Consider the following 25,274-nt stretch of genomic DNA (forward strand, 5'->3'; position numbering starts at 1 on the left):
AAAGTTGGTATACGAGGAAAATTAAAGCACTAAACCGGCGCGCTCGATCTGGAGGTCGAACATGACCGATTTCCTCTCCCCTAAAGAGCGGTCAGAGAGGATGGCCCGAATCAAGGGAAATAACACACGCCCAGAAATAGCATTGCGCAAAGTATTGCATAGTCTCGGCCTACGCTACCGCCTGAATGGCGGTGGTTTATCTGGTAAACCTGATCTAATTTTCCCCCGCTACAAGGCAGTAGTTTTCGTTCACGGATGCTTCTGGCACAGGCATCTTAACTGCAGCATTGCGACAACACCGAAAAGTAATACAGCATTTTGGGTGGAGAAATTCGAAAAAAATGTCGCCCGAGACAATCGGGTGACGTCTTCTCTACAGGCATTAGGTTGGAAAGTATTCATCGTTTGGGAGTGCGAGGTAAGCTCTACCAAAAAAGCAAATGCCACCGGCAAGCGACTTGCGGATTTAATACGTCAGGAGTAGGAGAGCATTTATCATCAAAACAATGAAAACACCGTTAATCCTCCTCCCCCCGAACGACATATTTTTTTGCGAAAACTCATTAAAAACAACTTATTAATCAACCCTCCCCACCCAAAACAATATTTTCCTTTAAAACTATAGCATCTTTGAGCTTCTTACCGAATTCCTGTCTATCAACAGAATAGTGGGCACGGCGATGACAATTAGGACAAAGTGCAGCAACATTTGAAGGCAAATCTGGTCCTTCATCGGCAAGCCGAGTGAGATGATGCACTTCAAGAAATCCTCGTCCATCAGGACGAGCGAATGGAGCGACAAGCCCGCATGCCTCGCATATCCCGCTTGATCTAAGAGAGGCGTAGAGGTGAACCGCAGCACTCCTAAACCGATACTCTGCCATACTTGCCCGAGTCTCAACTTTTCTGGAGCCTAAAGAAGTTAGTCGATACTGCATCTCTCGCAAGCCCCCGGATAAATCTAGATCCAGATCACTTTCATCGCTGTAGTAATTATATCCCTCGTCACCAATAGGCAGTAGACGAAAACGCCATAGCTTATCACCTTGACGACCGCCATCATTCGGCACGAACTGCTCATATCCTGAGACATTAAACTGTCCACAATAGGAAAACAATTTCCCATAATTTCCTCGATCGGCCACTTCCTTCGCAGTTGGTTCTCTTGTAGTGAAGAGTAGAACTGAATACTTTCCAGAAGATAGCTTAGAGTTAGCGGCATTGCTCAGAGTTTGATCTCCCGTACGGCCCTGGCCAAAATACCACCAGGTACCGTCAGAAAGTCGCTCATCTGAATAACCAGCTTTCTTACCACCTCGCCCCCCTGATGTACAAATAAGACATCCTAGCTCGTCGCGCCCCCAAAGAACACCTGACTGCGCTTGCCTACTACCAATAAACTCAAGGAGACGGGGTCTTTCGTACTCTTGACCAATTACAAAGGGAGACATTTTCACTCCAGAACTAGCATCCACTTGTATCAACATACGCGAAGATAGAACCGGACAATATAGAAAATATCAATACGCCACCATTGGAGCATTAACATCTCCCGAGAAACTAGAAAACTTCTGCGGTCCTCAGAGAGAATAGGGCTTAGGCAACGCCCTGATTGTTCTTGCCTCGCGATCCGTTGCCGAACATTTTGACAGCCCCACGCAAGAGGCGCATGTGCCCGGCACAGGGCATCTAGCGCGTCCCGCGAAGTCAAGACATGGTGTGCACTTAAATTTTCAGTGACCACCATTTCTAGTCTCTTATGCGGGTCCTCTGAGCAGCTACAGTGTTGTCCCTACTCCAAATCTCTCAACGCCCAGATCATCGCATATTGAGATATTTCGTTGAGAGGAATGCGAATCCGTGCTCGCTGCGAGCGCGTAAACATCTTCGAAGGAACGCTGATGGCTGCTCACCGACAAGGACGAAGACATCGAAGCTCTGCGACGTTATTGCAACCGTTCATCCGAGGCCGAGGGCATGCTTAAACAGTTCTGATTTTTGGCCGATTTCACCTATAGTTGCGGACGCTGATATGTATTTGGATGGCCCTTACTGATGATCTTCGTTGACCGCAAATCTGTCCAAAATCCCTTCGAGGACGCTGCTTTGGCGAGCAAAGCGGCATTAGAAGTTGCACGCGCCGGAGCTGAAGTCATGGGAGCGTCCTCTCAGCGGAGACTTCTGTTCACGGCTTATAAGCACCCGACTGTAAAAGCAGCGCTATCCGCTCTCTTTCATGATAAATGCGCCTACTGCGAGACGCGGATCGTGGGTTCCTTTGCCGACATCGAGCAGTTCAGACCGAAAGCGAGCGTTTCCGAGGCCAGGGATCATCCGGGCTATTGGTGGCTAGCCAATTCTTGGGAAAATCTGCTGATAGCTTGTCAGTCTTGCAATCGAAAGTCGCTTTCTGCTGCAAACAAAAGTGAGGGGCAGGGGCCGATCGGTAAGCACAATCGATTTCCCTTAATTGATGAAAGCAAACGCGCCTTTGCACCGAGCACGGACTTGTCGATGGAACAACCATTGCTGCTTAACCCCACCTTCGACGACCCAATCTCACATCTTACGTTCTCAGATGAAGGGCTGGTTTTCAGCGAAACGGAAAGAGGAAATGCGACGATCTCAATACTGGGATTGAATCGACCCAATCTCGCCAATGAAAGGCATAAGACAGCGAAGAACTATCGAAACTTGTTCGAAAGAGTCATTTGGGCGATGGACAAGGATGTCGACCTAAGCAAGCAGTTTCTCGATGAGCTCCTTGAGATGGCGGCGAGCGAAGCCAGTTATGCCGGTATGATCCAACAATTTCTGCGGCGTGATACAGCCCGGCTTGAGCAACAAATAAACAACCACAAATTGACGGAGGTGATAGAAGACGACGCCATTAAGCGTACCCTTCGATCACTTGAAAGTAAGGCCCCCGTATCTGGCCCCGCAAGCGTGAAGAGGGCAGTTCGCACGACCAAGGCCTATCGAGAGCGAATGGCAAGTTACTCTCTGGCCGATGAAGAAGGGATCAAACGGTATAAGTCTCAACGTCGCTCCATCGAGACCATATCCATCCGAAACATCCGAGCGCTAGGATCCTTTTATGTGGATTTAGCGACGCAAGGCAGCGGCGCAGGTCGCTGGTTGATGCTGCTCGGTGAGAATGGCACCGGCAAGAGCACTGTGCTCCAAGCGATCGCGCTCGTATTAGGTGGATCAGCCTACATCTCAAAGCTTATCAAAGAGCAGCGCATCCGTATTCCCGAGCTTGTGCGATTCCGCTGCCGCTCCGGTGAGATCGCCGTGAAAATGAGTGGCTTCGACACGCCACACCGACTCAAGGTATTCAAAGACCACCTCGAGTTCACTAGCCCCTCCAAAGAGACCGTCTGCATCATGCTTGACGGCGAGGTTAGAGGAACTGCGTGGGAGCCCCAGACGGTGATGGCAGGATATGGCGCTACACGCCTATCGCCACGCATAAGTAACGACTCACCACCAGGAGGCGACTTTGCCCGGGTGGAAAACCTCTTTGATCCCTTCGTCCCGTTGATGGATGCACAGAAATGGCTGGCCAGTCTGACCCGAAAAGACTTCAACCGCGTCGCAATCATCCTCAAGGATTTACTTGCGATTGACCCAGACGCCTATCTTGATCGAAGCCGAGGAAACATTTTCCTTCATGCTTCAGGGGAGAATGTCAGCCTGAGCAGCCTCAGTGTTGGCTATCAGACCGTCGTTGCAGCAACCGTCGACATGCTTGAGATCCTCTCCAGAGTTTGGAGCAATCCATTGGAAGCCGAGGGTATCGTGATGATTGACGAACTTGATGCTCATTTGCACCCAACCTGGCAGATGCAAATCGTCAATAGCCTGAGACAAGCCCTGCCTGGGGTCCAGTTCATCACCACTACTCATCAACCTCTGTGCCTTCGAGGACTGTCAGAGGGTGAAATTGTAGTGATGCATCGTGGAGCGAACCATGAAGTCGAAATCATTACGGATCTACCTTCACCGGCTGACTTCCGGGTCGATCAGTTGCTCACATCGCCTTTCTTCGGGCTCAACTCTACAACGGATCCCGACGTCGAACGGCTCTTCGATCGCTACTATGCGTTACTTGCGATGGATACGCGCGATGAACAGAATGAGGTCGAACTCACAGAGCTAACTAACCAACTCGAACGACGCAAACAGTTCGGAGAGAGCCAGCGCGAAGGTCTTTACCTTGAGGCGATCGACCGCCTACTGGCAAGGCAAAAATCTTTGCCAGACCTCCCGCACGAAGAAATTCGCGAGAAGGCGGTTAGTGAGATATCAGCAATCTGGGACAACCTAATTGGTGACATCGCAGAGACTGGAGAGGAGCAGATATGATTTACGTTTCGCGCTCATCGGATGCGGAAACGCTGCCTCTCTATACAAAGACGACTGTAAAAGCAGCGGACGGGAAGACAAAGGTTACCCGCTTTGAGCACGAGCGCGCGGCTGCGATTACCTTTTTCACGAACGTCGCCAATTATCACAACAACGAAAAATTAGGCGAGAAATCCTTCAGCTTTAAAGTCTACAAAGACAAAGCGCTTGCGAACGTCTTAGCCAGAGATTTTCGAAGCAAATGCGCTTATTGCGAGAGCAAATTTGGAGCAGTGAGCTCTGCCGATATTGAGCATTATCGACCCAAGGCTTCTATTGGCTCGGGCACGACCGAACTCAAACCAGGTTACTACTGGCTCGCAGGTGATTGGGATAATCTTTTGATTTCATGCCAACACTGCAATCGTGTACGCAACCATGAAGTGCCAGGGCAAAGCGCAAATACCCTCCTTGGGAAAGGCAGCCAATTTCCCCTATCGGACGAATCCAAGCGAGTGCGGGCACACGGTGGAAATATTGCCGCCGAGGCGGATCTGCGGCTACTGCTGCATCCCTGTGTCGATCAGCCAACGGAACACCTTGCATTCGACGAGACCGGCTTGGTACGGGCCATGGTGAACGGCGTCGAAAGTCCGCGGGGCAAAGCATCGATCGACGTTTATGCGTTGCAACGTAAAGATCTGGTGGAAGCTAGACGAGACCAGATCAATGAACTCAGATCAAAGATCGATGACCTGCAGAGGCTGGTACGCCAACATAATCGAATGGCAAATTCGGCCGACTTCCCCGACGATGGTCGATCGGAGAATCTCGACCATATTGCCAAGACTGTAATGGGTATCAGAACCATGATGCTCCCTGAGGCAGTCTATATTGCAGCCAAAAGGGGATGGGTGAGAGTGGCGTACGAGCGCGGCGAATTCGAGACCTTGGAAAAATTCGGAATTAAGCTCGAAGCATTTTTGCTATTCGCAACCTAAATGCTGCCCGGGCGGTACATTGATACTTAGCTATGTGAACGTTAAGCTCAGCGCTAGCTGGTTCTGACTCTGCCCTTCAAAACCAACCACGCAAAGTCAGCCTGGGGGGACAAATGGGGGGACAAAAATATTTAGCTTCACAATGCCTAGCAAAATAAGGCAAAAATTCAAAAAAACCGCCGGCCACAAGCCGGCTTTTTAATGCCTGGTAGAAAGTGCCACTCAACGAGTTGCGAGATAGATCAGCCCTAGCGGAGCAAGTCCCTCCGCACTGTTTCAGTCGTGTACTTGCCTGATACGGGGGTTTACTTGCGCTTTCTTGGTGCCAGCAACTCGGAACGGCCAATCTGTACTCGACTGCTTTCTGCCGCTCGAGGGCCTGAGTAACCCGCCTCCATGATGGCGGTATCCAAGCCTCGAAAATGCGGGGCCGCTTTCTGACTACGTAATGTTTCCATACCTTCGTTCCAGGCATGCACCATGTGTTTGGCCACATCACGCCAGGCTGGCTCGTTTTTCGCGGCTTCGATCACTTCGTTTCCCACGGCGACAGCTGACTCGCACAGTTGCTCGACCATCGTGGCGTACTGACGCGGGGGAATACCCAAAACACCATTGAAGAAGATTTCGAGTGTGCGGCCCGGCGTCCAGGTCTGCCGACCGCCCACAGATAAACCTGGGGGGTTGGAGGCGAAACGCGGGTAAGCCTGAGTGGTCACCAGGTCATAGATCGGTGTAAACGCGACGTTGGCTCGCGAGGTGTAATAAAGCGCGATATTTTTGGCGTGACAGTCGGCGTTTCGCACCACGTAGTTGGCCAGAATATTCCAGCCGAAGTGCTCACGTTGTTCACGTAACCGGTCTCCAGGTATGTAGGGACGCGTGGCGTTCCATACTCGTTCGATGGTGGTGGCATATTTCTCATGAGGTGGAAGCCCCAACAATCCACATGCATCTTCCAGCCCACAGCGTGGCTGGCCGTGTTCATCGACGTCGAAACGATCCACTACCAATACTCGCCCATCGTCCGACATGCTGCATGTGGCTACCGGTACGACCTGTAATCGTTCCAGCACGCGCATGGTGTAGAACTCGTTGAAGCCCAGGTAGGGCGTCGTATCGTCCGAGCCTTTGATGATGTGAAAACCAGTACGCAGGGTGGGTTTACCCAAGGATAAATCGTGATGTCTGATATCGGCCGCGATGAATTTGGGCACTACACCCGATATCGCCGCTCGTGCGTAACGGCGCACCAGTGCAGCGAAATGCTCAGTGGTGTTTTCGGCAGTCAGCAATTGCTCAATTTCCAAGGGTTCCATTTCGGCACCCGGCATGACACCTTCCGGCGTGACGGTCACCCGCCCGATACCGGCACCACCGATCACAGCCAACAGCGAAAGATCGGTACCGTCGAGCAATGAACCAAATTCCTCACGGATGACCCCCAGCAAATACCCCTCAGGCAAGTTCTGCCGAAAAAACGGGAACAGATCGCGAGGCCATCGCCAAGGCTCTTCACGAACAGGCAACGCCAAGCTGACAAAGTCCCCGTTCTCTGTTCCTGGCTGGTATTTCAAGACATATTCGTCGCGCTCTCGGTAGAGTTTGGCGACCAATCTTGCTTTGACATGAACATCCAGAATCATTATTCAGAAACCCCATAGCGCTGCTCGGCAAGGATGTCTTCAACAGTGCGCTCATGTCCGGTCTTAACCAGCTTCAAATCATACCCGGCCGCTTCTAACAAGCGGACGAAAGCCGAGACGCTCATATCGCCTTTAGCCATGGTTTCCATTCGCGCCACGGTCGAACGGGATACTCCAGCACGGTTAGCCAAGGCTTCTTGACTCAGATGAGCTGCACCTCGGGCCTGTTTCAACATTTCAGCAACGTCAAACAGAGTGGTCATTTGTAGCCCTCGAGCATCAAAAATCGTTATCACGTCGATTAATGTAGCCCTGGAGACACAAAACCACAACTTTCGATTTAACTTCAATCAAGGGTCATCTTGTAGCTCCCAAGCCACAAAAACGACCTTGAAATTAAATCTTGTAGCCTGCAAGCATCAATTTGTTTCCGCTGAAATTTCGTCTCACGGATAACTAAACCCCTTAACCAACGTCAATTCCCCCACCGCCCGCATCGGCACGAGAAAAGTCTCCATCTTCTCATTCGGCGTCCCCTCTTCCGTAATCACCGTCACCTGCGCGGTCGTCAGTGGTTGAACCGCATCCTCCTGCCCCTCGTCATCACTCCGATACCCGCCCCCGAAGTAATTCACATACACCAGATACTGCCCCTTGATCGGCGCGGGCATGGCGAAGATTTCCGGGCCGTACCCTGTCGTCACGTCGACATCCAGCGCAGCACCATTGGGAACAACGCGATCGCCGTACCAGATGTGCGCACCATCAGGGGTGATGAGGTGCAGATCCAGATCCGTGCCGTCGCTGTCCCAGGCCAGCAGCACCCGCAATTTGGCCGGCGTTGCCCCGCCGCTGGCGTTGAGGAATTGCGTGCGATGCCGTTGTTGGCCATCGGGGCTGCGGACTTCGACGCTGTTGCTGCCGTTGGGGAATGAGAACGGGCGATCGAAGCGGCCGGCGGGGTCGATTTTGAGCGGCATGCTGACGCCGTTGATGATCAATCGGCCCGGCTCGTTGCTCTTGGGTGTGGCGTTGATCTGGCCGGTGATGCGGGCGGTGTTGGCCTGCCCCACGGGGGTGTTGACCGAGGACGCGGGGTAGTTGACGGTCTGGCGGAAGTGTTCGCCCTCGCCTTCGGATGCTCCGGTGCGCCAGCCGCCAACAGGAGTATCAAGTTTGACGGCGCCATCAACAGCAAACGCCGCTGGCAATACACAAAAAGAGCAGAGGAACAGGAAGACCTGTGGATAACGGAGTTTCATGGCCTATTCCAGCAAGAGGTGGCGGGCGAGCCCTTCGATGTAGGTTTCATCCTGGCCGTTGGGGTGTGCTTCAAAGGCCAGGTGCAGGTATTCGTGGGTCAGGTCGAGGCGGTCTTGCAGCGACAACACGCCGCGCACGTAGAGGCGCTGGCGTTCGCGGTCGACATAGGGGCGGCCGAAGGTCAGGCGGCAAACGGCGAAGGTGCTGATTTCGTTGTAGCCAACCTCGCTTTCCAACCGCGGACGCCAGCCGCGGCGTTGGTTCAGCAGCCAGTCTTGCGCGGCGGGCAGCGCTTCGCAGGAGGCGACGGGGTTGTCCCAGCGGCTGAGGCTCGCGCGCGGGTAGGCGTGCAGCAGGATGGCGTCGTAGCGTTGGCCGCCGCTGGCTTGTTCGACGGCTTGTTGCCAGGACAGTTTGTCCGGGCCGGGTTGGTCGGAGTGGTAGGTGACGGTGCTGCCGGCGAGAACCAGGTCGCTGGTCCAGGCGGCGATGTTGCGTGATGCGGCAGTGGCAGGGCGCGGGGCGACGCGCTGGCGGCTGCTGCTGTCGTCGATGCTCAAACAGTCGCCGTTTCGCGTGGCGTTTTGCAGCAGGTAAGTGCGAATGGCAACGGCCAGGGCTTTGGCGGCTTCGGCAGGTTCGGGGCTGGCTTCGCGCTGGAGGACGCGGGCGACGTATTCTTCGCGGTCCAGACGGGCGATCAACTTGTCGTTGAGCAGAAAGAGTTCGCCGTCACTGTGGATATCGAGTTGGTTGCCGTTGGTGAATTCGACGCGATAGTCGCCCTGCATAGGCCCCGATGCAACAACACGATCCCCCGCCAAAACGCGGCTAATCGGATAACGTGAAAACAGCCCTACTTCGACACAGCGTCCTGCATCCAAAGGCCAATCAACTGATAACACAGAGGACAACGCCTCACCGTAATTGCGCAAGACCATCTGACTGGTCCCTCGCCCACCGGCCCAGATCGGCGTGCCATCCGCCGTCCAACCGGCAAACCCACCCTGACGCGACGAAGGATCATGATCCCCCAACCAGCTCCAGGTTTTCACCCGCAACCGGCCACCGAGTTCGCCCGCGACATTGCCGTCGGCGGCATTCAGCACCACATCCAGCAACACTCGCCGTGCCTGATCCTGGGCTGGCATCAGCGCCAGCACCTTAAGCAACTCAGGCACTGAAACCCGAGTGGCAGGCTGCAACGAAGGCAAATCCAGCAACCACTTCGGCGCTTGCCGCGCTTGCCAATACTCGCGCCACTGCGCGTCGGCAATGCCCAACCGCTGAGGCTCGAAATACAACCCGCAAGACTTCACCAACGCCTGATCGCGACCAATCTTTCCGCCCGTAGTGCAGCAATAAACTTCTTCCTTCGACTGCCCGCGACACTCATAAGGCGACTCTCGGGCACCGGTGTCCACCAGCCAGCCGTAGACGAACAACTTCCACAGACTGCCCAACGGTGCCTCCAAATCGGCAGGCAATGGCTCACGGGAAATCACCTGAGTCCGATTCAAAGAAAGCAATTCACCTTTGAAGGCCAGGCGCAAAGGTTCGTCCTGCGCTGTCGCCAGCGCAGGGATCAAGCACAGCAGCAACCAGACCAGAGGCCGGGTCATGTCAGTGAACCGTGACCTGGCCGAGGGCCGGTTTCTGTTCCTGGGCCTGATGCTGTGGCGCGTACACCTGGGTGAAGCGCACCGGCGGCAGGTTGAATTGGCCTTTCTGCGAGAAACGCACCAAGTGACGCAGTCGCAGCTCGCCGCTCAACGCATCCACCGGGATCGCGTACGCCATGTGTCCAGGTTCGAAGCGCGCCTTCTCCAGTGCAGTCGGTTCGGTGCCGGCCTTGCCCATGAGCTTGATGCCCCAGGTGGTGCGCTCGACATCCGCACCCGGCGGCAGCGGCACTTCGATCATCCCGTAGCGCAGCGGTTTCGCGGCTTTGCTGGTGATGATCACTTCATCCAGATAGAGGCTGTCGCTGGACAATGGTTTGTTGCCGACCGCTTCCAGTTTGAAGTTGAAGGCTTCGTCACCCGGCACCAGACGCGACAGGCGCCGGGTGATGGTCACGGCCATCGGCTCAATCGGTGGTTGTTTGGTCTGGAAACTCAACGCAGCCCGCAGCGGACGCTCTTGTGCGCCGGTCAGCGACAACACCAAAGGCAATTGCGAAGAGCCCTGCCACGTCCAATAAACCTCTCCGGTCGCGCCCTGCTCCTGCTTCCAGTCTTCACTCGGTGTCAGCGCGACGGCGGGCGATGCCTGTTCGATGCTGCGTTGCAGCCAGGTCAGTGCCAAGGCACGTTCCAGCGTCGATTGTTGCGGCAGCAAACGTTGCAACAATGCTTGAGCATGAGCTTGATCGAAGGCCTGCAGCGACAGGTTCAACGCTTCGGCAAACGGCTGGGAACTGACTTCCACACGTTGCTGCGCATCCGCCAGTTGCCGGTTGAAAGCGTCCGGCAGTTCAACCTTCGATTGTTTGGCCAAGGAGGCAGTCAACACACGAGCCGCGGCCAGACCCAGCGCCGAATCCGGATCGCTCATGACGATGCTGTCTTCACCCTCCTCCATCAGGTTCGCCGCATTGCCTTCGCCGGCTGCTGCCAGATCATCCATCAAACCACTGAGCAACGTATTGACCGGCAATTGCATCTGTTTGGCGAACGACAGAATCAGCGCCCGCTGCAACAGCGGCGTGTTCTTCGCTTGTTTCGCGTAGACCTCCAACACCCGCTGCCAATGCTCCGGCGGCAGGCTCAGTTCCAGGGCTTTGCTGGCGTGCCAGTCGGCGTAATAGGCGTAAGCGGTGAGAAATGCATCGGGCTCACCGTCCATGCCCCACCAGGTAAAACTCGCTGACGGCCCGGCCATTTGCACCAGACGCAGACGGCTGTTTTGCATGATCAACCGCAAACGATCACGAATCTTCGGGTTCGACGACAGCGTTGGATAAGCGATGCTCAGCGGCAACAAACGACTGGCCGTTTGTTCGACGCCGCCGTACGGATAGCTCAGCAAATCATCGAGGGCCGAACGGAACAGTGCTTGCGGACTGTCATCCAGACGCAAGCGAATATCCGTCGCGTCCACCGGCAAAGTCAGCGGTGTATCGCCGCTGGCCACGTCCAGGCTTTGGCTTTGCGTCACCTGCCAACCTTCGCCGGTCGCGGTCAGGCGTACGGCCAAAGCGTCGGCGGTTTTGCCGTCCTGCACCAGCTCGGCGGTCCACTCGCCATTGGCTAATGCGAACGCCGGCAGCTCGATGTAGTTGATGCCGTTGTTCAGCGTCACTGGCACGCGTTGCTCGGCGCCAGCGAAATGAATCACCAGCTCAGCCTTGACCGGGTTTTCGGCCTGACTGAAGGCGAACACACCAAGATCCGGTTTGTCGCCAGTGCGGAATTTAGTCGGGCCGCTCCACTTCAGGTACAGCGGTTTTTCCGAGCGCACGAATTGCTTCTTCTGCCCCACCTGACCGTCATCGGCAATCGCCCGGGCGGTGATGCGCCAGCGGGTCAGCGAGTCCGGCATTTTGAAGGTGAAGCGGGTTTTGCCATTCGCATCGGTGACCAATTCTGGCTGCCACGCGGCGGTGTCGACGTCTTCGCGACGCGGCCGCTCCAGCACTTTCACGCCCCGTTCGCTGCGGTTGGCTTTGCCCGGTGCGCCAGGGCTGCCCGGCAAGGCCACGTCGTAGCTGATGAACGACAGACTGGCGCTGGTGCGCACGTTGTTGCGCCGCGGGTGGTAGAAGAACTGGTCAATGGACGGTGCGACTTCCGGTTGCAGCGCGTAGACCATTTCGTCGACCACACTGACCGTCAGGTGCGCCGGAATCGGCTTGCCGGCGAACTGCGTGGTCAGGTCCACCGACACGGTGTCGCCGGGCAGATACGTCTCTTTATCCGTGGTGATCGCCACGTCGATTTGCGGCGCGATGACCTTGATGCCGGCGTTCTGGAAACTGTACTGGCCGCCCTTGGTGTAAAGCACGGAGAAGGTCAGGTTCGGCGCAAAACTGTCCTTCACCGCGATCCGCGCGCGGTATTGGGTATCGCTGAGTTTTTCCACCTTCAGCCAGTCGCCGCCCTTGGACAGCAGCGCCGTGGCCTCGACCTTGTCCCGTTCAAGGGACAGCAACGCATCGATGACCGGCTCAGGAAAAGTGATCAATGCGAGGGCTTCGTCGCCAGCCTTGTACTCTGGTTTATCGAGGACGATTTCCACGGTGCCCGGCACTGCTTTGACGCCGTCGCCAGTGACCGAATGTCCGGTCGCGCCGAGTACCCGACCGTGATCATCCTTCAGCGTCAGGTTGTAGGTACCCGGACGCTCGAAGGCCAACGTGAAGGCTTTATCGGTGGCCGCCAGTTTGCCTTCGCCGGTGCTCTGGTCTTCCAGACGCACCCAGCTGAAGCTGCTCGGGGTGACCGCTTTGCTCTGCTCGCTGCCGCCCTCATTGGCGTAGCTGAAGGCAACCTTGTCGCCCACCGCGCTGAATCGCTGAGGTGCGCTCATGCGGAAACTGGCGGCGCCGCGATCGATGAGGATTTCCTTGGTGGTCTTGACCCGATACGCCGCGCCATCGCTGGCGAACACAGTCAGCATGTAGCGGCTCGGCTTTTCGGCAGCGGGTAGATCGAGGGTCGCGTTGCCCTTGGAATCAGTGGTCAATTCGGTGCTGGTCAGCTCCACCGGAAACTGCCCGAGGTATTGCAGCTCGTTGTCGACCATCGACAGTTGCTGAGCACGCAAGCTCAGGCTCAACTTGGCGTTGGCCACCGGTTTGCCGTCCGGGTACAGCAGCACCAGACTGCCTTTCACCGGCTCGCCGGTGCCGTAGTCCTGCTTGACCAGGTTCAGCGAAATCTCGAAGTGCGGCTTGATGTATTCGGCGACGCGAAACGCACTGCTGTAAGCCTGATCCTTGTAGTTGAAACGCAGCTCATAACCGCCCGCCACGGCGTTGTCCGGCAACTGGAAACGCCCTTGAGTGCCGGCCTTGGAATCGAGCTTCAGCGCCAGCGATTGCAACGCCGTACCGGTGGCATCCAGCACCGTCACGTTGACGTCCGCCGCCGTTGGCAGCACCGAATCCCGCGCGTTCTTGAACTCGCGCCCGACGATTTTCAGCGACACCCAATCCCCCGGCCGATACAGCGGCCGGTCGGTGAACGCATAGAGTTTGGTGTCGTAGATTTCGCTGTCGTAGTAGAAGTTCTCGGAGACGAATACCCCGCCCTCTTCGTCCTCGCCGATCACGAACGAACGCTCCGGACTGACGTGTTTCAGACGCAGCAAACCATCGGCATCGGTGGCACCACTGCTCATCACACCCAGGCCATCGGTCCACAGCACATTGACCTTGGCCACCGAACTGCCTTCATGTTTGCGCGCGGCCCACACCAGCAATTCATCACCGGCAATCTTGCTCACGGCCACGGTGTTGGAAACGAACACCATGGTGGTCGCGCGGTACTTGCCGATCAACGCTTCCACCAGGTACAGACCCGGTTTCAAGTTGCCCAACGGGATATACACGTTACCCGGCGCGACGCTGACGAACTCGCTGGAAGACCCGGCCAGGTTCACCCCTTCAGGCGGCTGGATCGGTTTGGCTTGCCACAGCGGATAACGGAACTGGCTGACCACCGGCAGGCCCGGGATCAACGCAAATTGCGGCTGTGCGTCGTAAGGCGTTGGCGCGGCGATGGCGGTGCCCATCTTCAGTTCCGGCACTTCCTCGGTGACTTGTTTACGCGACTCGTAGGAAAACGCCCGCTGCATCACACGACGGGATTTTCGGTACCAGTTGTCCCACAGATACGCGAGGGTATTCGACAGTCCTTCTCCCTTGAACTGGCCGTCACTGACGACGCGGTGCAGGTTTTTCTGGCGTTTGAGGAAATCCAGCGGTTTGTCGATGCGATACACCCGGATGTCGGCACCGCCATAAGGCTCCATGCGGAACCGACGATAGTCGCGGCCCGGCGCTTCGAGGCGCACCATCGCCTGTTCGTCACTGGCAAAACTGCTGTCGGCCAGCAGGAAAAAACTTTCACCGGCCACCGGCGTGTAGCCGCTTGGCTCGACAGTGTCTTCGGCGTGGGCCGTGGCTATAGGAACCAGCAGCGCCAGCAGCAGTGGGATTCGAGAGCAAATGCGCAGCATGCGGGCACCGATCATTGGGAGAGAAAGTTCAGTCGATAGACGCCGATGAAGTTGGGGTTGGCTGCGTCGGGTATCCATCGGGTGTCCTTCCATGTCATGAGTTGCTGCAGGCTCGCGGAACGCATGCCGTTGTCAGTGGGGGTGGTGGTGCCGGTGTGATAGGCGATGTAGCGGCCCATCCAGATCATCAGGTGCTGGTCGTCGCCCTGATCGAAAAACATCAGGTCACCGGGTCGGGCTTGCGCCAAATCACGGCCAATCAAATGGCTGTTGAACTGGATCAATTTGATCGCGTTGACGTACGGCCCGACTTTGCCGCCGCCCTGCTGCCATTGCTGGGCAAGGCCACGCTGGGCCTCGCTCAGTTGCAGTTCCGGCGGCAGGTAGCGGTTGGACAGGCCGTTGCTGCGCAGCCATTTGTCGTCATGGACTTTCAGCGCTTCGTTGGCGGCGAAACGCACCAGCCCGGCGCAGTCCTGCTGATACCAACGCGGGCTCGGGCCTTGGGTCAGTTGCTCCTGGGCGATGCGTACGAACCAGGCGCGGAACACCTGGGATTGCTGCACGTCGAGCGCGACCGCTTCGGTGGCAAATGCCCGAGTGCCAAGCAGCATCGCCAGCAGGCCAAGTCCTCGGATGAGTGCGGTCACAGGGCTTTCCATTCCAGCGGCAACCACTGCCAATGACCGTCAGGCTCACTGCCTTCGGGCAAGGTCAGGGCGTATTTGCCGTAGCCGCCGAGCTTGCGCAGTTTCGGGATCAGGTAGGTTTGCGCGGCGTTGTAGAACACCGGTTCCATGTCTTGCGGCAGGCTGTCGAGGGTTTCCTGCTGCATCAGTTGCGCCATGGAATCCGGGCCGAAGTAGACCGGCATCAGCAGGTCCTTGGGCACGACGTCAGCCATGGGCGGGAAACGTTTGTCGAGGGTGCCGAGGGCTTTATCGACCAGTTTGTCGTCGAGGGAAAACAGCAACGTCGAACCGTGGCGCGCGAGGCTGACGCGCATGAAAGCCTTACCGGTAATCGCGTCGGGTTGCTCGGCATCCTTGGCTTTATAAGGACCGAAGTTAGAGCTGACCTGGCGCAGCCACTGATGGGTTTGGCCTTCCTGTTTTTCGACCACCGGGAAGGCGTGCTCTTCGACGTTGCCTTCGTAAGCGCCGACCATCGAGCCGAACAGGTTGCCCAAGTCGCCGTCGAGTTTGGCGCTGTCATCGTCGTTGAGGCTGGCCACCAGCAACGGCGTGTACAGCCGCGAGTCGGCGTACCAGCACAGACCGGCGGCACCGGCCATGTGTTCGGTCAGCGCCTGGGCCACGGTGTCTTCAGCGCCGAGTTTCACCAGCAGCGGTTTTTGTTGTTCGGCGGCCAGCGGCAAAGCCACACAAGCGCTGGCGCCCATGGGCATGGCTTGCCAGATCGGTTTGAAATCGAAGTCCGGCTGGTTCTCCAGTTCATCCATGGCGAGGAAGCTGTGCCAGCCCTTGTCGTCCATGTCGAAACGCAGGCCGGCGAAGTTCGGGATAAAGCGTTGGTAACCCATCGCCAGGACGCTGGAATTGACTGACAGGCGTTGTTTCACCTCAGGCGCGCGCGGTGGCAGTCCGAAGGCTTCGGGGAACAGTTTGTCGCCGTTGAGCAACGCGGCGATGGCCAGGGTCGAGACACTGCCCGGCTCTTCGGTCGCCCCGCTGTCCGGATCGTAGAGTTTGGACGGATTCGACAGCACCACCAGTTTGTCGCCATGGGAGGCGAACACCAGCGCCCTGCTGGCGTTGTAGTTGAGTTGATAGAGCGCAACGTCATTGGCGCCGACTTTCACGTCGCCGAGCCTGGTCAGCTGCGAATCATCCAGTGCTACTTTGGCCAGTGGCTCCAGCACCTTGGCCAGCCCGCCACGATCCATCACCAACAGAAAATCCTTGAGCCGACCATCCGCCCCGCGCCACAACGCCACGTCGGCCGGTTGATCGAAGAGTTGCTCGATCAGGCTGTCCTGCAACTTCAGGTCATGTTCGTAAATGATTCGTCGCAGACTGCCGATCAAGCCGAGTCGATCCGCATGGGCTTCGTAATAGAAGACGAAATCTTCGGTGAGGGTTTCCTTGAGAAACGGCACGGCCAGCAAGTCCTTGGGTAACTGGCTCAAGGAGTGAGTTTCCAGCAGACCGTCCGGCCGGCTCATGCCCAGTTTGTCACTGGCCAATTGCGCGGGCGGCGCCTTGGGTTTGTGCATGAACCACCCCAGCCCGGCCGCCACGCCGGCCACCAGGACCAGCCCGAGCAGCACGGCTGGCCAGCGCCGGGAAGGTTTGGCTGGGGGTGCGTCGGCGGTCGGGGAAACAGTGTTATCGCTCATGTTCACGCTCATGTTTACAAAGCACAATTCACCCGTGGTGCGGGATGTTCAATAGTTGAAAGTCTTGACCAGCAGCAGGTCACCGATCGCGCGCAAGGGCACGATGAAGGTCTCGCGTTTTTCGTCGACGGTGTTTTCGTTGAGCACCAGGTTGATCTGCGAGGTGATCACCTCGTTCTGGTTGCTGGTCTCCTCGAAGTTATAGCCGCCGCTGCCGAAGTTGCCCCAATAGTTCACGTAAACCAGATAGGTGCCATGCATCGGTGCGGTCATGGTGAACATTTCCGGGCCGGGGCCATCGACCCCGTCCGGGTCCAGGCCGCCGCCGTTGCTCATCGCCGGGCGAGCCCAGAATGCATGCTGGCCGTCGGGCGTAATGATGTGCAGGTCGAGTTCGGCTTTCGGATCGTCCCAACCGAGCACCACGCGAATCCGTGCAGGGGTGCGCAGGTTGTTGGCTTCATAGAATTGAACGCGCTTGAGCGACCGACCTTCGGCACTGCGCACTTCGACGCTGTTGGACCCGGCACCGAACGCATACGGCCGGGCGAAACGCCCTTGCTCGTCGGTGTACAGATTCAAAGGATTGCCGTTGACCGCCAAGGTGTGCGGCCCACGTTGCGTGCCGATGGCCTTGAGCTGACCTTCGATCATCGTGCGATTGCGCTGCACGCCCCGGTCGATGGGTGGCGTGGGGTAGGCAACTTGAGGGTTTTCACTGCGGTCCAGCAGGCCGTTATAGCGCCAGCCGCCGACCGGCTCCGATAACCCGGCCGAGGGCTCGGCCCACGCAGCGGTCGCGCAGGCCAGCCCCATCAGCACTAGAAGAATTGAACGCATGTGACGCCTCCTGCCATGCATAACGAAACCTTGCGCCCGATCCTCGGCGCGTGACAGATCCAAAAACTGCGTTTCGTCAGAAAGACCCGCGACTATCGGGCCCTTGAAGGCGCGAAGATTAGCCATTTGGCGGTTTTTTAACAATCGGATACATCTGAATATGCGTGGCGAATCACGTACATTTTTAGGGCGTGAGCCGAACAGCGAACTTATTCGGCTCACAAAATGAGCCGAATAAGCCGCACCACCCACCAGACACACCGAACCTTGTGGCGAGTTTCGCTCTCCATATCGGTGCGCCGCCAAGCCCCGTTCATTTGCCCATACCCCCCATGTCTGCTAGTGTCGCGCCGGTTTAACGTCAACCGGAAATAGCCGCCATGGCCCGCAAAAAAGCTGCACTGGATTTCGAACAATCTCTCGCTGACCTGCAAACGCTGGTGGAGCGTCTGGAGAACGGCGAATTGTCGCTGGAAGACTCGCTGACGGCTTTCGAGCAAGGCATCGGTCTGACCCGCGATTGCCAGGCGGCGCTGGCCCAGGCCGAGCAAAAGGTTCAGGTGCTGCTCGAGCGTGACGGCGAGTTGGCCGAGGAACCCTTCGACGCGGATCAGCCAGAATGATTGCAGCGTATTCGGCGACCAGCCAGGCCCGCGTCAACGCAGCACTGGAATCTCTGTTCAGCGCGCCGAGCCCTGAGCTCGCGCGGTTGTACGAAGCCATGCGCTACAGCGTAATGAATGGCGGCAAGCGCGTACGTCCGTTGCTGGCCTACGCCGCGTGCGAAGCGCTGGGCGGCAAGGCCGAGCAAGCCAATGGCGCGGCCTGCGCCGTGGAGCTGATCCACGCTTATTCCCTGGTACACGACGATTTGCCGGCCATGGACGACGACGATCTGCGTCGTGGCCAGCCGACCACTCACAAGAAATTCGACGAAGCCTGCGCGATCCTCGCCGGTGACGGTTTGCAGAGTCTGGCCTTCAGCGCCCTGCTCGACCCACGCCTGAGCACCTGCGACGCAGAGATTCGCCTGCAAATGGTCAGCGCCCTGGCGCTGGCGGCAGGCCCTGCGGGCATGGTCGGCGGTCAGGCCATCGACCTGGGTTCGGTCGGCCTGAAGCTCGATCAAAAAGCCCTCGAATACATGCACCGGCACAAGACCGGCGCGTTGATCGAGGTCAGCGTCAAGCTTGGCGCCTTGGCCAGTGGCCGCGCCGAGAAGGGCGAACTCAAATCCTTGCAGACTTATGCACAGGCCATCGGCCTGGCATTTCAGGTGCAGGACGACATTCTCGACGTCGAAAGCGATACCCAGACCCTCGGCAAACGCCAGGGTGCCGATATCGCCCGGGACAAGCCGACCTACCCTGCTTTGCTCGGCCTCGACGCCGCCAAGGCTTATGCCCTGGAACTGCGCGATCAGGCCCTGCACGCGCTGCGACCGTTTGACGCGGCAGCCGAGCCGTTGCGCGACCTGGCCCGTTATATCGTCGACCGGCGCAGCTGACGGCGTATCCGCCAAGTTAAAAGCAACGCGTGGGCAGGGGGCGATGCATCAGGTAAACTGCCGCATCTTTTATACCTATAACGATTCGCCTGATGCCCACGACGTTTCATGAGATTCCCCGCAAGCGCCCGACCACGCCCCTGCTCGACCGTGCCGACACGCCGGACGGCCTGCGCCGGTTAGGCGAAGCCGAGCTGGAAACCCTGGCCGATGAGTTGCGCCTGGAATTGCTCTACACGGTCGGTCAGACCGGCGGGCATTTCGGTGCCGGCCTGGGCGTCATCGAGCTGACCATCGCGTTGCATTACGTCTTCGACACCCCGGATGACCGGCTGGTGTGGGACGTGGGTCATCAGGCCTATCCGCACAAAATCCTCACCGGCCGTCGCGAGCGCATGGGCACCCTGCGCCAGAAGGACGGCGTCGCCGCTTTCCCGCGGCGCTCCGAGAGCGAGTACGACACGTTTGGCGTCGGCCACTCCAGCACCTCGATCAGCGCTGCGCTGGGCATGGCGATTGCCGCCCGCCTGCAAAACAGTGATCGCAAAGCCATCGCCGTGATCGGCGACGGCGCGTTGACCGCCGGCATGGCCTTCGAGGCGTTGAACCACGCGCCGGAAGTGAACGCCAACATGTTGGTGATCCTCAACGACAACGACATGTCGATCTCGCGCAACGTCGGCGGGCTGTCGAACTATCTGGCGAAGATCCTTTCCAGTCGCACTTACGCAAGCATGCGCGAAGGCAGCAAAAAAGTTCTGTCGCGCCTGCCCGGCGCCTGGGAAATCGCCCGTCGCACCGAAGAATACGCCAAGGGCATGCTGGTTCCCGGCACGCTGTTCGAAGAGCTGGGCTGGAATTACATCGGCCCGATCGATGGCCACGACCTGCCGACCCTGATCGCCACCCTGCGCAACATGCGCGATCTGAAAGGCCCGCAGTTCCTGCACGTGGTCACCAAGAAAGGCAAAGGCTTCGCCCCGGCGGAAGTCGACCCGATCGGTTACCACGCCATTACCAAACTCGAACCGCTGGACGCCCCGGCCGCCGTGCCGAAAAAGGCTGGCGGGCCCAAGTATTCCGGTGTGTTCGGCGAATGGCTGTGTGACATGGCCGCTGCCGATTCCCGCCTGGTAGGTATTACCCCGGCAATGAAAGAAGGCTCCGATCTGGTGGCCTTCAGCGAACGCTTCCCGCTGCGCTACTTCGATGTGGCGATTGCCGAGCAGCACGCCGTGACCCTCGCCGCCGGCATGGCCTGCGAAGGCGCGAAACCGGTGGTGGCGATCTATTCGACGTTCCTGCAACGGGGTTACGACCAGTTGATTCATGACGTCGCGGTGCAAAACCTCGACGTATTGTTCGCCATCGACCGCGCAGGCCTGGTCGGCGAAGACGGCCCGACGCATGCGGGCAGCTTCGACCTGTCGTTCCTGCGCTGCATCCCCGGCATGCTGGTGATGACCCCGAGCGACGAAAACGAATTGCGTAAAATGCTCAGCACCGGCCACTTGTATGACGGCCCGGCGGCTGTGCGTTATCCCCGTGGCTCGGGCCCGAACGCAACCATCGAAAAAAACCTCGAACCGATCGAAATCGGCAAAGGCGTGGTCCGCCGTCAGGGCAGCAAAGTCGCCCTGCTGGTGTTCGGCGTGCAACTGGCCGAGGCGCTGAAAGTCGCCGACAAGCTGGATGCAACCGTGGTCGACATGCGCTTCGTCAAACCGCTGGATGAAGCACTGGTGCGCGAAATCGCCGGCAGCCACGAGTTGTTGGTGACCATCGAAGAGAACGCGATCATGGGCGGTGCCGGTGGCGCGGTCAGCGAGTTCCTCGCCCGGGAAAACATCCTCAAGTCGATGCTGCACCTGGGCTTGCCAGACATCTACGTCGAGCACGCCAAGCCTGCGCAAATGCTGGCTGAGTGTGGGCTGGATGAAGCGGGGATCGAGGCTTCGATTCGTCAGCGGCTGCAATTACTGAATATCTAGCGCGACCCTGTGGGAGCGGGCTTGCTCGCGAAGGCGGACTGTCAGTCGACTGAGAAGTTGACTGACACAGCGCCTTCGCGAGCAAGCCCGCTCCCACATTTGATTTGTGCGACCTTCACATTCGTGTTCGCAACAACGCGCCAATGGACTACCAATGAAACTCTCCCCTCTCGCCCTGACGCTGACCCTTCTGCCGGCCGGCCAACTCCTGGCCGATACCTTCGAACGCGATCAAGCCCTGAAGCTCCCCGACGTGCTGATCAGTGCCAACCGTCAGGTCGAAGCGCGCAACGACAGCAGCGCGGCCAACACGGTCTTCACCCGTGAAGACATCGATCGCCTGCAACCGAACAGTGTCACGGATCTGCTGCGTCGAGTCCCGGGCGTACAAGTCGGTCAAACCGGTGGGCGCGGCAGTCTGCCGGGGATTTACATTCGCGGCACCAAATCGGCCCAGAGCCTGGTGCTGGTGGACGGCCAGCGTGTCGGCAACTCCACGTCCGGCGACAGCAACCTGCAGCACATCAACATTGAACAGGTCGAGCGCGTGGAAGTGCTGCGTGGCTCCCGCTCGGTGATTTACGGCAGCGATGCGATTGGCGGGGTGATCCAGATTTTTACCCGCCGTGGCGATGAACAAGGCCTGCAACCGCGCATGCACGTAGGTTTTGGCAGCAACCAGACTTTGGAGCGCAGCCTCGGGTTGTCCGGCGGCGATGAGAAAACCCGCTTCAACCTCGGCGCCAGCCTCGATGAAACCGCCGGAATCAATCGCACCCACGCGTCGTATCCGAGCGATGGCGATCATGATGAGTACCGTAATAAGTCGTTGAGTTTGAGCCTGAGCCACGCCCTCTCCGACGACATCGAAATCGGCGCCAATCTGTTGGATAACCGGGGCAAAAGCGCGTTCGACAACCCGTTCGGCCGCTTCGATATGGATACCTTCGAGTCTGTCCAGCAGCAGCCCTACAACGAATTCACGGTGAGTAGCGTCAGCAGTTACGTCGACGCGCGGATCAATGACGTGTGGAAATCCCGCGTCGAATTCGGCCACAGCGAAAACCGCGAGAAGACGTTCGACAAGCTCAGCGATGAGCGCAGTGTGTTCAATACGTACCGTGATTCGGTGAACTGGCAGAACGACCTGACCCTCAACGAACGCAATAGCCTGATCCTCGGCGGTGACTGGTACGAAGACCGGATCAACAGCAGCACAGCGTTCGACGAGGACAGCCGCTGGAATCGCGCCGCGTTTATTCAGCATCGCTACCAGGCCGACAGTTTCTCCACGGAACTGGGTCTGCGTCGCGACCAGAATCAGCAGTTCGGCAGCCAGAACAGCTGGAGCGGCACCTTAACCTTGCCGCTGAACCCGGACAACGATGTGTTGCTGACCTACAGTGAAGGCTTTCGCGCGCCGACCTTCAATGACCTGTACTACCCGGACTTCAGCAACCCGGATCTCAAGCCTGAAACCTCAAAAAGTTACGAGCTGCAATGGCGCAGTCAGCTGACTGAGAGCAGTCGCCTGGAAGCTTCTCTGTATCGCACCGACCTGAAAGACGCGATTATTTTCGGCAGCAATTCACGCCCCCAGAACGTCGCTTCGGCGCGGATCAACGGGTTCGAAGCGGCCTTGAAGCAGGAGCTGTTTGGCTGGCAGAGCAACCTCGGCGTGGCGATCATCGATCCGCGGGATCGCGACAGCGGCCATACCCTGGCCCGTCGAGCGCGGCGGACGTTGAGTCTGGATCTGGATCGGCAGTTCGATCGTCTGGGGCTGGGCGGCAGTTGGCAGGCGGTGAGTAGCAGTTATGACGATGAGAACAATCAGCAGCCGTTGGGCGGTTATGCGTTGCTGGGGTTGCGCAGTAGTTGGGCGTTGAATCGTGAGATCAAGCTTGAGTTGAAGGTTGATAACCTCCTGGACAAGGGGTATAGCCGGGCGCTGTACAGCCATGACGACAGCCAGTTCGGGTATCGCGAGGAAGGTCGGGCGTGGATGTTTGGGGTGACCTGGACGCCTGAGCTCTGATCTGAGAATTGCGGTGTTTCGACGGGCCTCTTCGCGAGCAAGCCCGCTCCCACAGTAGATTGAGTGCAGACACACATTGTGTGTACGACATTGATCCAATGTGGGAGCGGGCTTGCTCGCGAAGCAGGCGCCACGATCTCAACGATCAGGCGCAATCACCTGGCACAACTTGGCCGTCGCCTCGATCATCTGCCCACTCGGCCGCTCCAACCCCTTATCCGTCACCAACAGCAACTGCCCCCGCGTCACCGCCGCCACTTGCGGCCAGGCTTTCCACGCATTGAGCTGAGCCTGATCACTGGCCAGAATCACTTCGGGATCACGCTGCAGCACCGCTTCCACACTGACCTGCGGTGCGGGCAACGTCAGGTCGGCAAACACATTGCGCGCCCCGCACACTTCGAGCGCATCGCTGATGATCTGCCCGCCACCGACGGTGTACAGCGGCCGGTCCCAGACCTGATAAAACACCTGCAATGGCTCATCCCGACGATAGCGCTGGCGCAGCGAATCCAGTCGCTGACGTAAATCCGTGGCCAATGAAACGCCGCGCTCAGGCCTGCCGAGTTGCGTGGCAATCGCCTCAATCTGCGCGGTGAGTTGGTCGAGGTTATGAGGTTCAGCAACGTAGGTGGGAATGTTCAAGCGCTTGAGTTGTTCACGCTGGGCCGGGCCAACACTGCCCGGCCAGAGCAGCAGTAAATCCGGTTTGAGACTGAGCAGTTGTTCCATGTCCAACTGGCCATAACGGCCAACGGAAGGCAGGTCTTTGAGTTCGGCAGGACGTTCACCGGCATCCAGCACACCCACCAGCAGGTCAGCCGAACCCAGTTCAACAACGATTTCAGAGAGAGACGGTGCAAGGCTGACGACGCGCTCAACCGCCAATGCCGAGCCACTGACGGCCAGCAGCAAAACCGCCAGCCAAACGCTGCGCATCAGCCGAGTTGACGCGGAATACGGTAGAGGTAGAACAGCACCAGGGTCGATAACCCCAGCAGCACCAGCGGCACCGCTTCGAGACCGACAAATACCGCCAATGCACCAATCCAGGCGGGCAGACCGGCCGCGAGGAACGCCGTGCGGCGCTTGGCGGCCAGATCGATCCAGGCGTTGGGCTCTTCAGGGGTGTCGAGGGCTTTTTGAGTGGCGATCAAGGCGTGCTTGTAGCCGCCGAAAAACTTCAGACTGACAAACATCGAGGCCACACCGGCGATGAAAAACGGCATCGCCAGCACTGGCAGAATCGCCTCGCCCTGGCCAAACACGCCGTTGATCACGAACAGCGGCAGCAAGGACAGCGCCAGGTATTGCCACCAGTTGAAGGACAGTCGCCGCCGTACCTGACCGCGGGTCACGCCCGGTCTACCTCGCCCTGATGCTCGTTGCCCATCATGTGGTCGAGCTTGCTGGCCTTGGTGGCCAGGTAGAGTTTGTTGTGCGGGTTGTGCCCGGTGTGCAGCGGCACACGCTCGGCGACCACGATACCCATGTCGGTCAAGGCTTTGACCTTGCGCGGGTTGTTGGTCATCAGACGCAGGGATTTCACGCCCAGGTGCTCAAGCATCGGCAGGCACATGGCGTAATCACGCTGATCGGCGGCAAAGCCCAGACGTTCGTTGGCTTCAACGGTGTCGGCGCCGCCATCCTGCAATTCATAAGCGCGGATCTTATTCAACAGGCCAATGCCACGACCTTCCTGACGCAAGTAGAGCAACACGCCACGGCCTTCACGGGCGATGGCCTGCAAGGCGGCCTCGAGTTGCGAGCCGCAGTCGCAACGCTGGCTGAACAAGGCATCGCCGGTCAGGCATTCGGAGTGCAACCGGCCGAGTACCGGGGCACCGTCGGCAAACTCACCCAGGCTCAGCACGACGTGCTCGCGCCCGTTTTCTTCATCGAGAAAACCGTGCATGGTGAATTGCGCAAAAGGCGTTGGCAGCTTGGAAGCGGCGACAAAAACGACAGGCACCGGTGTGCTCCTGATCTATTGGTACTGGATATTCGCAGACGCGGCATTGTAACAGCAGGTTCCGACAGACGCTTAGGCTGAATTATGGGGCATAACGATCAAAAAGCTTGATATCTGCCTTGCG

The 25,274-nt window shown here is 58.1% G+C and carries 19 protein-coding genes; 7 read left to right on the forward strand and 12 right to left on the reverse strand.

The window, feature by feature from the left end; genetic code table 11:
- Positions 1-61: 61 nt before the first annotated feature.
- Complete coding sequence (locus tag ACA055_RS26390; RefSeq protein WP_497681259.1) at positions 62-484, forward strand: very short patch repair endonuclease; 423 nt, start codon at positions 62-64, stop codon at positions 482-484.
- 97 nt (positions 485-581) lie between these two features.
- Here the strand turns inward: ACA055_RS26390 and ACA055_RS26395 are convergent, their stop codons facing one another.
- Complete coding sequence (locus ACA055_RS26395; protein ID WP_497681260.1) at positions 582-1,451, reverse strand: HNH endonuclease; 870 nt, start codon at positions 1,449-1,451, stop codon at positions 582-584.
- Positions 1,452-2,055: 604 nt separating this feature from the next.
- On the opposite strand from ACA055_RS26395, the gene ACA055_RS26400 reads away from it, so the two are divergent.
- Together ACA055_RS26400 and ACA055_RS26405 are read left to right on the forward strand one after the other, a co-directional pair.
- Positions 2,056-4,371, forward strand: coding sequence for an AAA family ATPase (locus tag ACA055_RS26400; protein WP_497681261.1), 2,316 nt, complete (start codon positions 2,056-2,058; stop codon positions 4,369-4,371).
- On the forward strand, positions 4,368-5,351 hold the full coding sequence (locus ACA055_RS26405) for an HNH endonuclease family protein (RefSeq protein WP_497681262.1): 984 nt from the start codon (positions 4,368-4,370) through the stop codon (positions 5,349-5,351). Before ACA055_RS26400 ends, ACA055_RS26405 begins: the two co-directional genes overlap by 4 nt.
- 305 nt (positions 5,352-5,656) lie before the next feature.
- Here ACA055_RS26405 and ACA055_RS26410 read toward each other — a convergent pair whose 3' ends face one another.
- The 8 genes from ACA055_RS26410 to ACA055_RS26445 form a co-directional block, all read right to left on the reverse strand.
- Positions 5,657-6,997, reverse strand: coding sequence for a type II toxin-antitoxin system HipA family toxin (locus tag ACA055_RS26410; RefSeq protein WP_497681263.1), 1,341 nt, complete (start codon positions 6,995-6,997; stop codon positions 5,657-5,659).
- A complete protein-coding gene (locus ACA055_RS26415; protein ID WP_497681264.1) occupies positions 6,997-7,260 on the reverse strand; it encodes a helix-turn-helix domain-containing protein in 264 nt (87 codons plus the stop codon). The genes ACA055_RS26410 and ACA055_RS26415 overlap by 1 nt, the downstream gene beginning before the upstream one ends.
- A gap of 183 nt (positions 7,261-7,443) precedes the next feature.
- Positions 7,444-8,259, reverse strand: coding sequence for a YfaP family protein (locus tag ACA055_RS26420; RefSeq protein ID WP_497681265.1), 816 nt, complete (start codon positions 8,257-8,259; stop codon positions 7,444-7,446).
- 3 nt (positions 8,260-8,262) lie between these two features.
- Positions 8,263-9,882 (reverse strand): DUF2300 domain-containing protein, encoded by a 1,620-nt coding sequence (locus ACA055_RS26425; protein WP_497681266.1) that lies wholly within the window; start codon positions 9,880-9,882, stop codon positions 8,263-8,265.
- A gap of 1 nt (position 9,883) precedes the next feature.
- The gene (locus ACA055_RS26430; protein WP_497681267.1) at positions 9,884-14,458 is read right to left on the reverse strand and encodes an alpha-2-macroglobulin family protein; all 4,575 of its coding nucleotides are present in this window, start codon (positions 14,456-14,458) and stop codon (positions 9,884-9,886) included.
- On the reverse strand, positions 14,455-15,057 hold the full coding sequence (locus ACA055_RS26435; RefSeq protein WP_497684497.1) for a DUF1175 domain-containing protein: 603 nt from the start codon (positions 15,055-15,057) through the stop codon (positions 14,455-14,457). The genes ACA055_RS26430 and ACA055_RS26435 overlap by 4 nt, the downstream gene beginning before the upstream one ends.
- Positions 15,058-15,089: 32 nt before the next feature.
- On the reverse strand, positions 15,090-16,802 hold the full coding sequence (locus ACA055_RS26440) for a DUF2138 domain-containing protein (RefSeq protein ID WP_497681268.1): 1,713 nt from the start codon (positions 16,800-16,802) through the stop codon (positions 15,090-15,092).
- Positions 16,803-16,850: 48 nt separating this feature from the next.
- On the reverse strand, positions 16,851-17,642 hold the full coding sequence (locus tag ACA055_RS26445) for a YfaP family protein (protein ID WP_497681269.1): 792 nt from the start codon (positions 17,640-17,642) through the stop codon (positions 16,851-16,853).
- Positions 17,643-18,022: 380 nt separating this feature from the next.
- Between ACA055_RS26445 and ACA055_RS26450 the strand changes: the two genes are divergently transcribed.
- From ACA055_RS26450 to ACA055_RS26465, 4 genes are all read left to right on the forward strand, one after another.
- Positions 18,023-18,265 (forward strand): exodeoxyribonuclease VII small subunit, encoded by a 243-nt coding sequence (locus tag ACA055_RS26450; protein ID WP_007894317.1) that lies wholly within the window; start codon positions 18,023-18,025, stop codon positions 18,263-18,265.
- Positions 18,262-19,149, forward strand: coding sequence for a (2E,6E)-farnesyl diphosphate synthase (gene ispA, locus ACA055_RS26455; protein ID WP_497681270.1), 888 nt, complete (start codon positions 18,262-18,264; stop codon positions 19,147-19,149). Before ACA055_RS26450 ends, ispA begins: the two co-directional genes overlap by 4 nt.
- A 92-nt stretch (positions 19,150-19,241) precedes the next feature.
- On the forward strand, positions 19,242-21,140 hold the full coding sequence (gene dxs, locus ACA055_RS26460; protein WP_497681271.1) for a 1-deoxy-D-xylulose-5-phosphate synthase: 1,899 nt from the start codon (positions 19,242-19,244) through the stop codon (positions 21,138-21,140).
- A gap of 154 nt (positions 21,141-21,294) precedes the next feature.
- The gene (locus ACA055_RS26465) at positions 21,295-23,178 is read left to right on the forward strand and encodes a TonB-dependent receptor domain-containing protein (protein WP_497681272.1); all 1,884 of its coding nucleotides are present in this window, start codon (positions 21,295-21,297) and stop codon (positions 23,176-23,178) included.
- A gap of 138 nt (positions 23,179-23,316) precedes the next feature.
- Here the strand turns inward: ACA055_RS26465 and ACA055_RS26470 are convergent, their stop codons facing one another.
- Genes ACA055_RS26470 through ribA form a run of 3 tightly spaced genes read right to left on the reverse strand, consistent with a single transcriptional unit; the run spans position 23,317 to position 25,150 of the window.
- Complete coding sequence (locus ACA055_RS26470) at positions 23,317-24,117, reverse strand: cobalamin-binding protein (RefSeq protein WP_497681273.1); 801 nt, start codon at positions 24,115-24,117, stop codon at positions 23,317-23,319.
- Positions 24,117-24,536 (reverse strand): MFS transporter, encoded by a 420-nt coding sequence (locus ACA055_RS26475; RefSeq protein ID WP_497681274.1) that lies wholly within the window; start codon positions 24,534-24,536, stop codon positions 24,117-24,119. Before ACA055_RS26475 ends, ACA055_RS26470 begins: the two co-directional genes overlap by 1 nt.
- The gene (ribA, locus tag ACA055_RS26480; protein WP_007906827.1) at positions 24,533-25,150 is read right to left on the reverse strand and encodes a GTP cyclohydrolase II; all 618 of its coding nucleotides are present in this window, start codon (positions 25,148-25,150) and stop codon (positions 24,533-24,535) included. Before ribA ends, ACA055_RS26475 begins: the two co-directional genes overlap by 4 nt.
- Between the last annotated feature and the right edge of the window lie 124 nt (positions 25,151-25,274).

It is taken from the genome of Pseudomonas sp. LBUM1657 (assembly GCF_059716075.1).

Bases quoted from the DNA above. Each gene is read 5' to 3' on its own strand.
- ACA055_RS26425 (WP_497681266.1), bottom strand. From the start codon at position 9,882: ATGACCCGGCCTCTGGTCTGGTTGCTGCTGTGCTTGATCCCTGCGCTG.
- ACA055_RS26450 (WP_007894317.1), top strand. From the start codon at position 18,023: ATGGCCCGCAAAAAAGCTGCACTGGATTTCGAACAATCTCTCGCTGAC.
- ACA055_RS26400 (WP_497681261.1), top strand. From the start codon at position 2,056: ATGATCTTCGTTGACCGCAAATCTGTCCAAAATCCCTTCGAGGACGCT.
- ACA055_RS26465 (WP_497681272.1), top strand. From the start codon at position 21,295: ATGAAACTCTCCCCTCTCGCCCTGACGCTGACCCTTCTGCCGGCCGGC.
- ACA055_RS26390 (WP_497681259.1), top strand. From the start codon at position 62: ATGACCGATTTCCTCTCCCCTAAAGAGCGGTCAGAGAGGATGGCCCGA.
- ACA055_RS26435 (WP_497684497.1), bottom strand. From the start codon at position 15,057: ATGCTGCTTGGCACTCGGGCATTTGCCACCGAAGCGGTCGCGCTCGAC.
- ACA055_RS26405 (WP_497681262.1), top strand. From the start codon at position 4,368: ATGATTTACGTTTCGCGCTCATCGGATGCGGAAACGCTGCCTCTCTAT.
- ACA055_RS26445 (WP_497681269.1), bottom strand. From the start codon at position 17,642: ATGCGTTCAATTCTTCTAGTGCTGATGGGGCTGGCCTGCGCGACCGCT.
- ACA055_RS26395 (WP_497681260.1), bottom strand. From the start codon at position 1,451: ATGTCTCCCTTTGTAATTGGTCAAGAGTACGAAAGACCCCGTCTCCTT.
- dxs (WP_497681271.1), top strand. From the start codon at position 19,242: ATGCCCACGACGTTTCATGAGATTCCCCGCAAGCGCCCGACCACGCCC.
- ACA055_RS26410 (WP_497681263.1), bottom strand. From the start codon at position 6,997: ATGATTCTGGATGTTCATGTCAAAGCAAGATTGGTCGCCAAACTCTAC.
- ACA055_RS26430 (WP_497681267.1), bottom strand. From the start codon at position 14,458: ATGATCGGTGCCCGCATGCTGCGCATTTGCTCTCGAATCCCACTGCTG.
- ACA055_RS26470 (WP_497681273.1), bottom strand. From the start codon at position 24,117: ATGCGCAGCGTTTGGCTGGCGGTTTTGCTGCTGGCCGTCAGTGGCTCG.
- ispA (WP_497681270.1), top strand. From the start codon at position 18,262: ATGATTGCAGCGTATTCGGCGACCAGCCAGGCCCGCGTCAACGCAGCA.
- ACA055_RS26440 (WP_497681268.1), bottom strand. From the start codon at position 16,802: ATGAGCGATAACACTGTTTCCCCGACCGCCGACGCACCCCCAGCCAAA.
- ACA055_RS26420 (WP_497681265.1), bottom strand. From the start codon at position 8,259: ATGAAACTCCGTTATCCACAGGTCTTCCTGTTCCTCTGCTCTTTTTGT.
- ACA055_RS26415 (WP_497681264.1), bottom strand. From the start codon at position 7,260: ATGACCACTCTGTTTGACGTTGCTGAAATGTTGAAACAGGCCCGAGGT.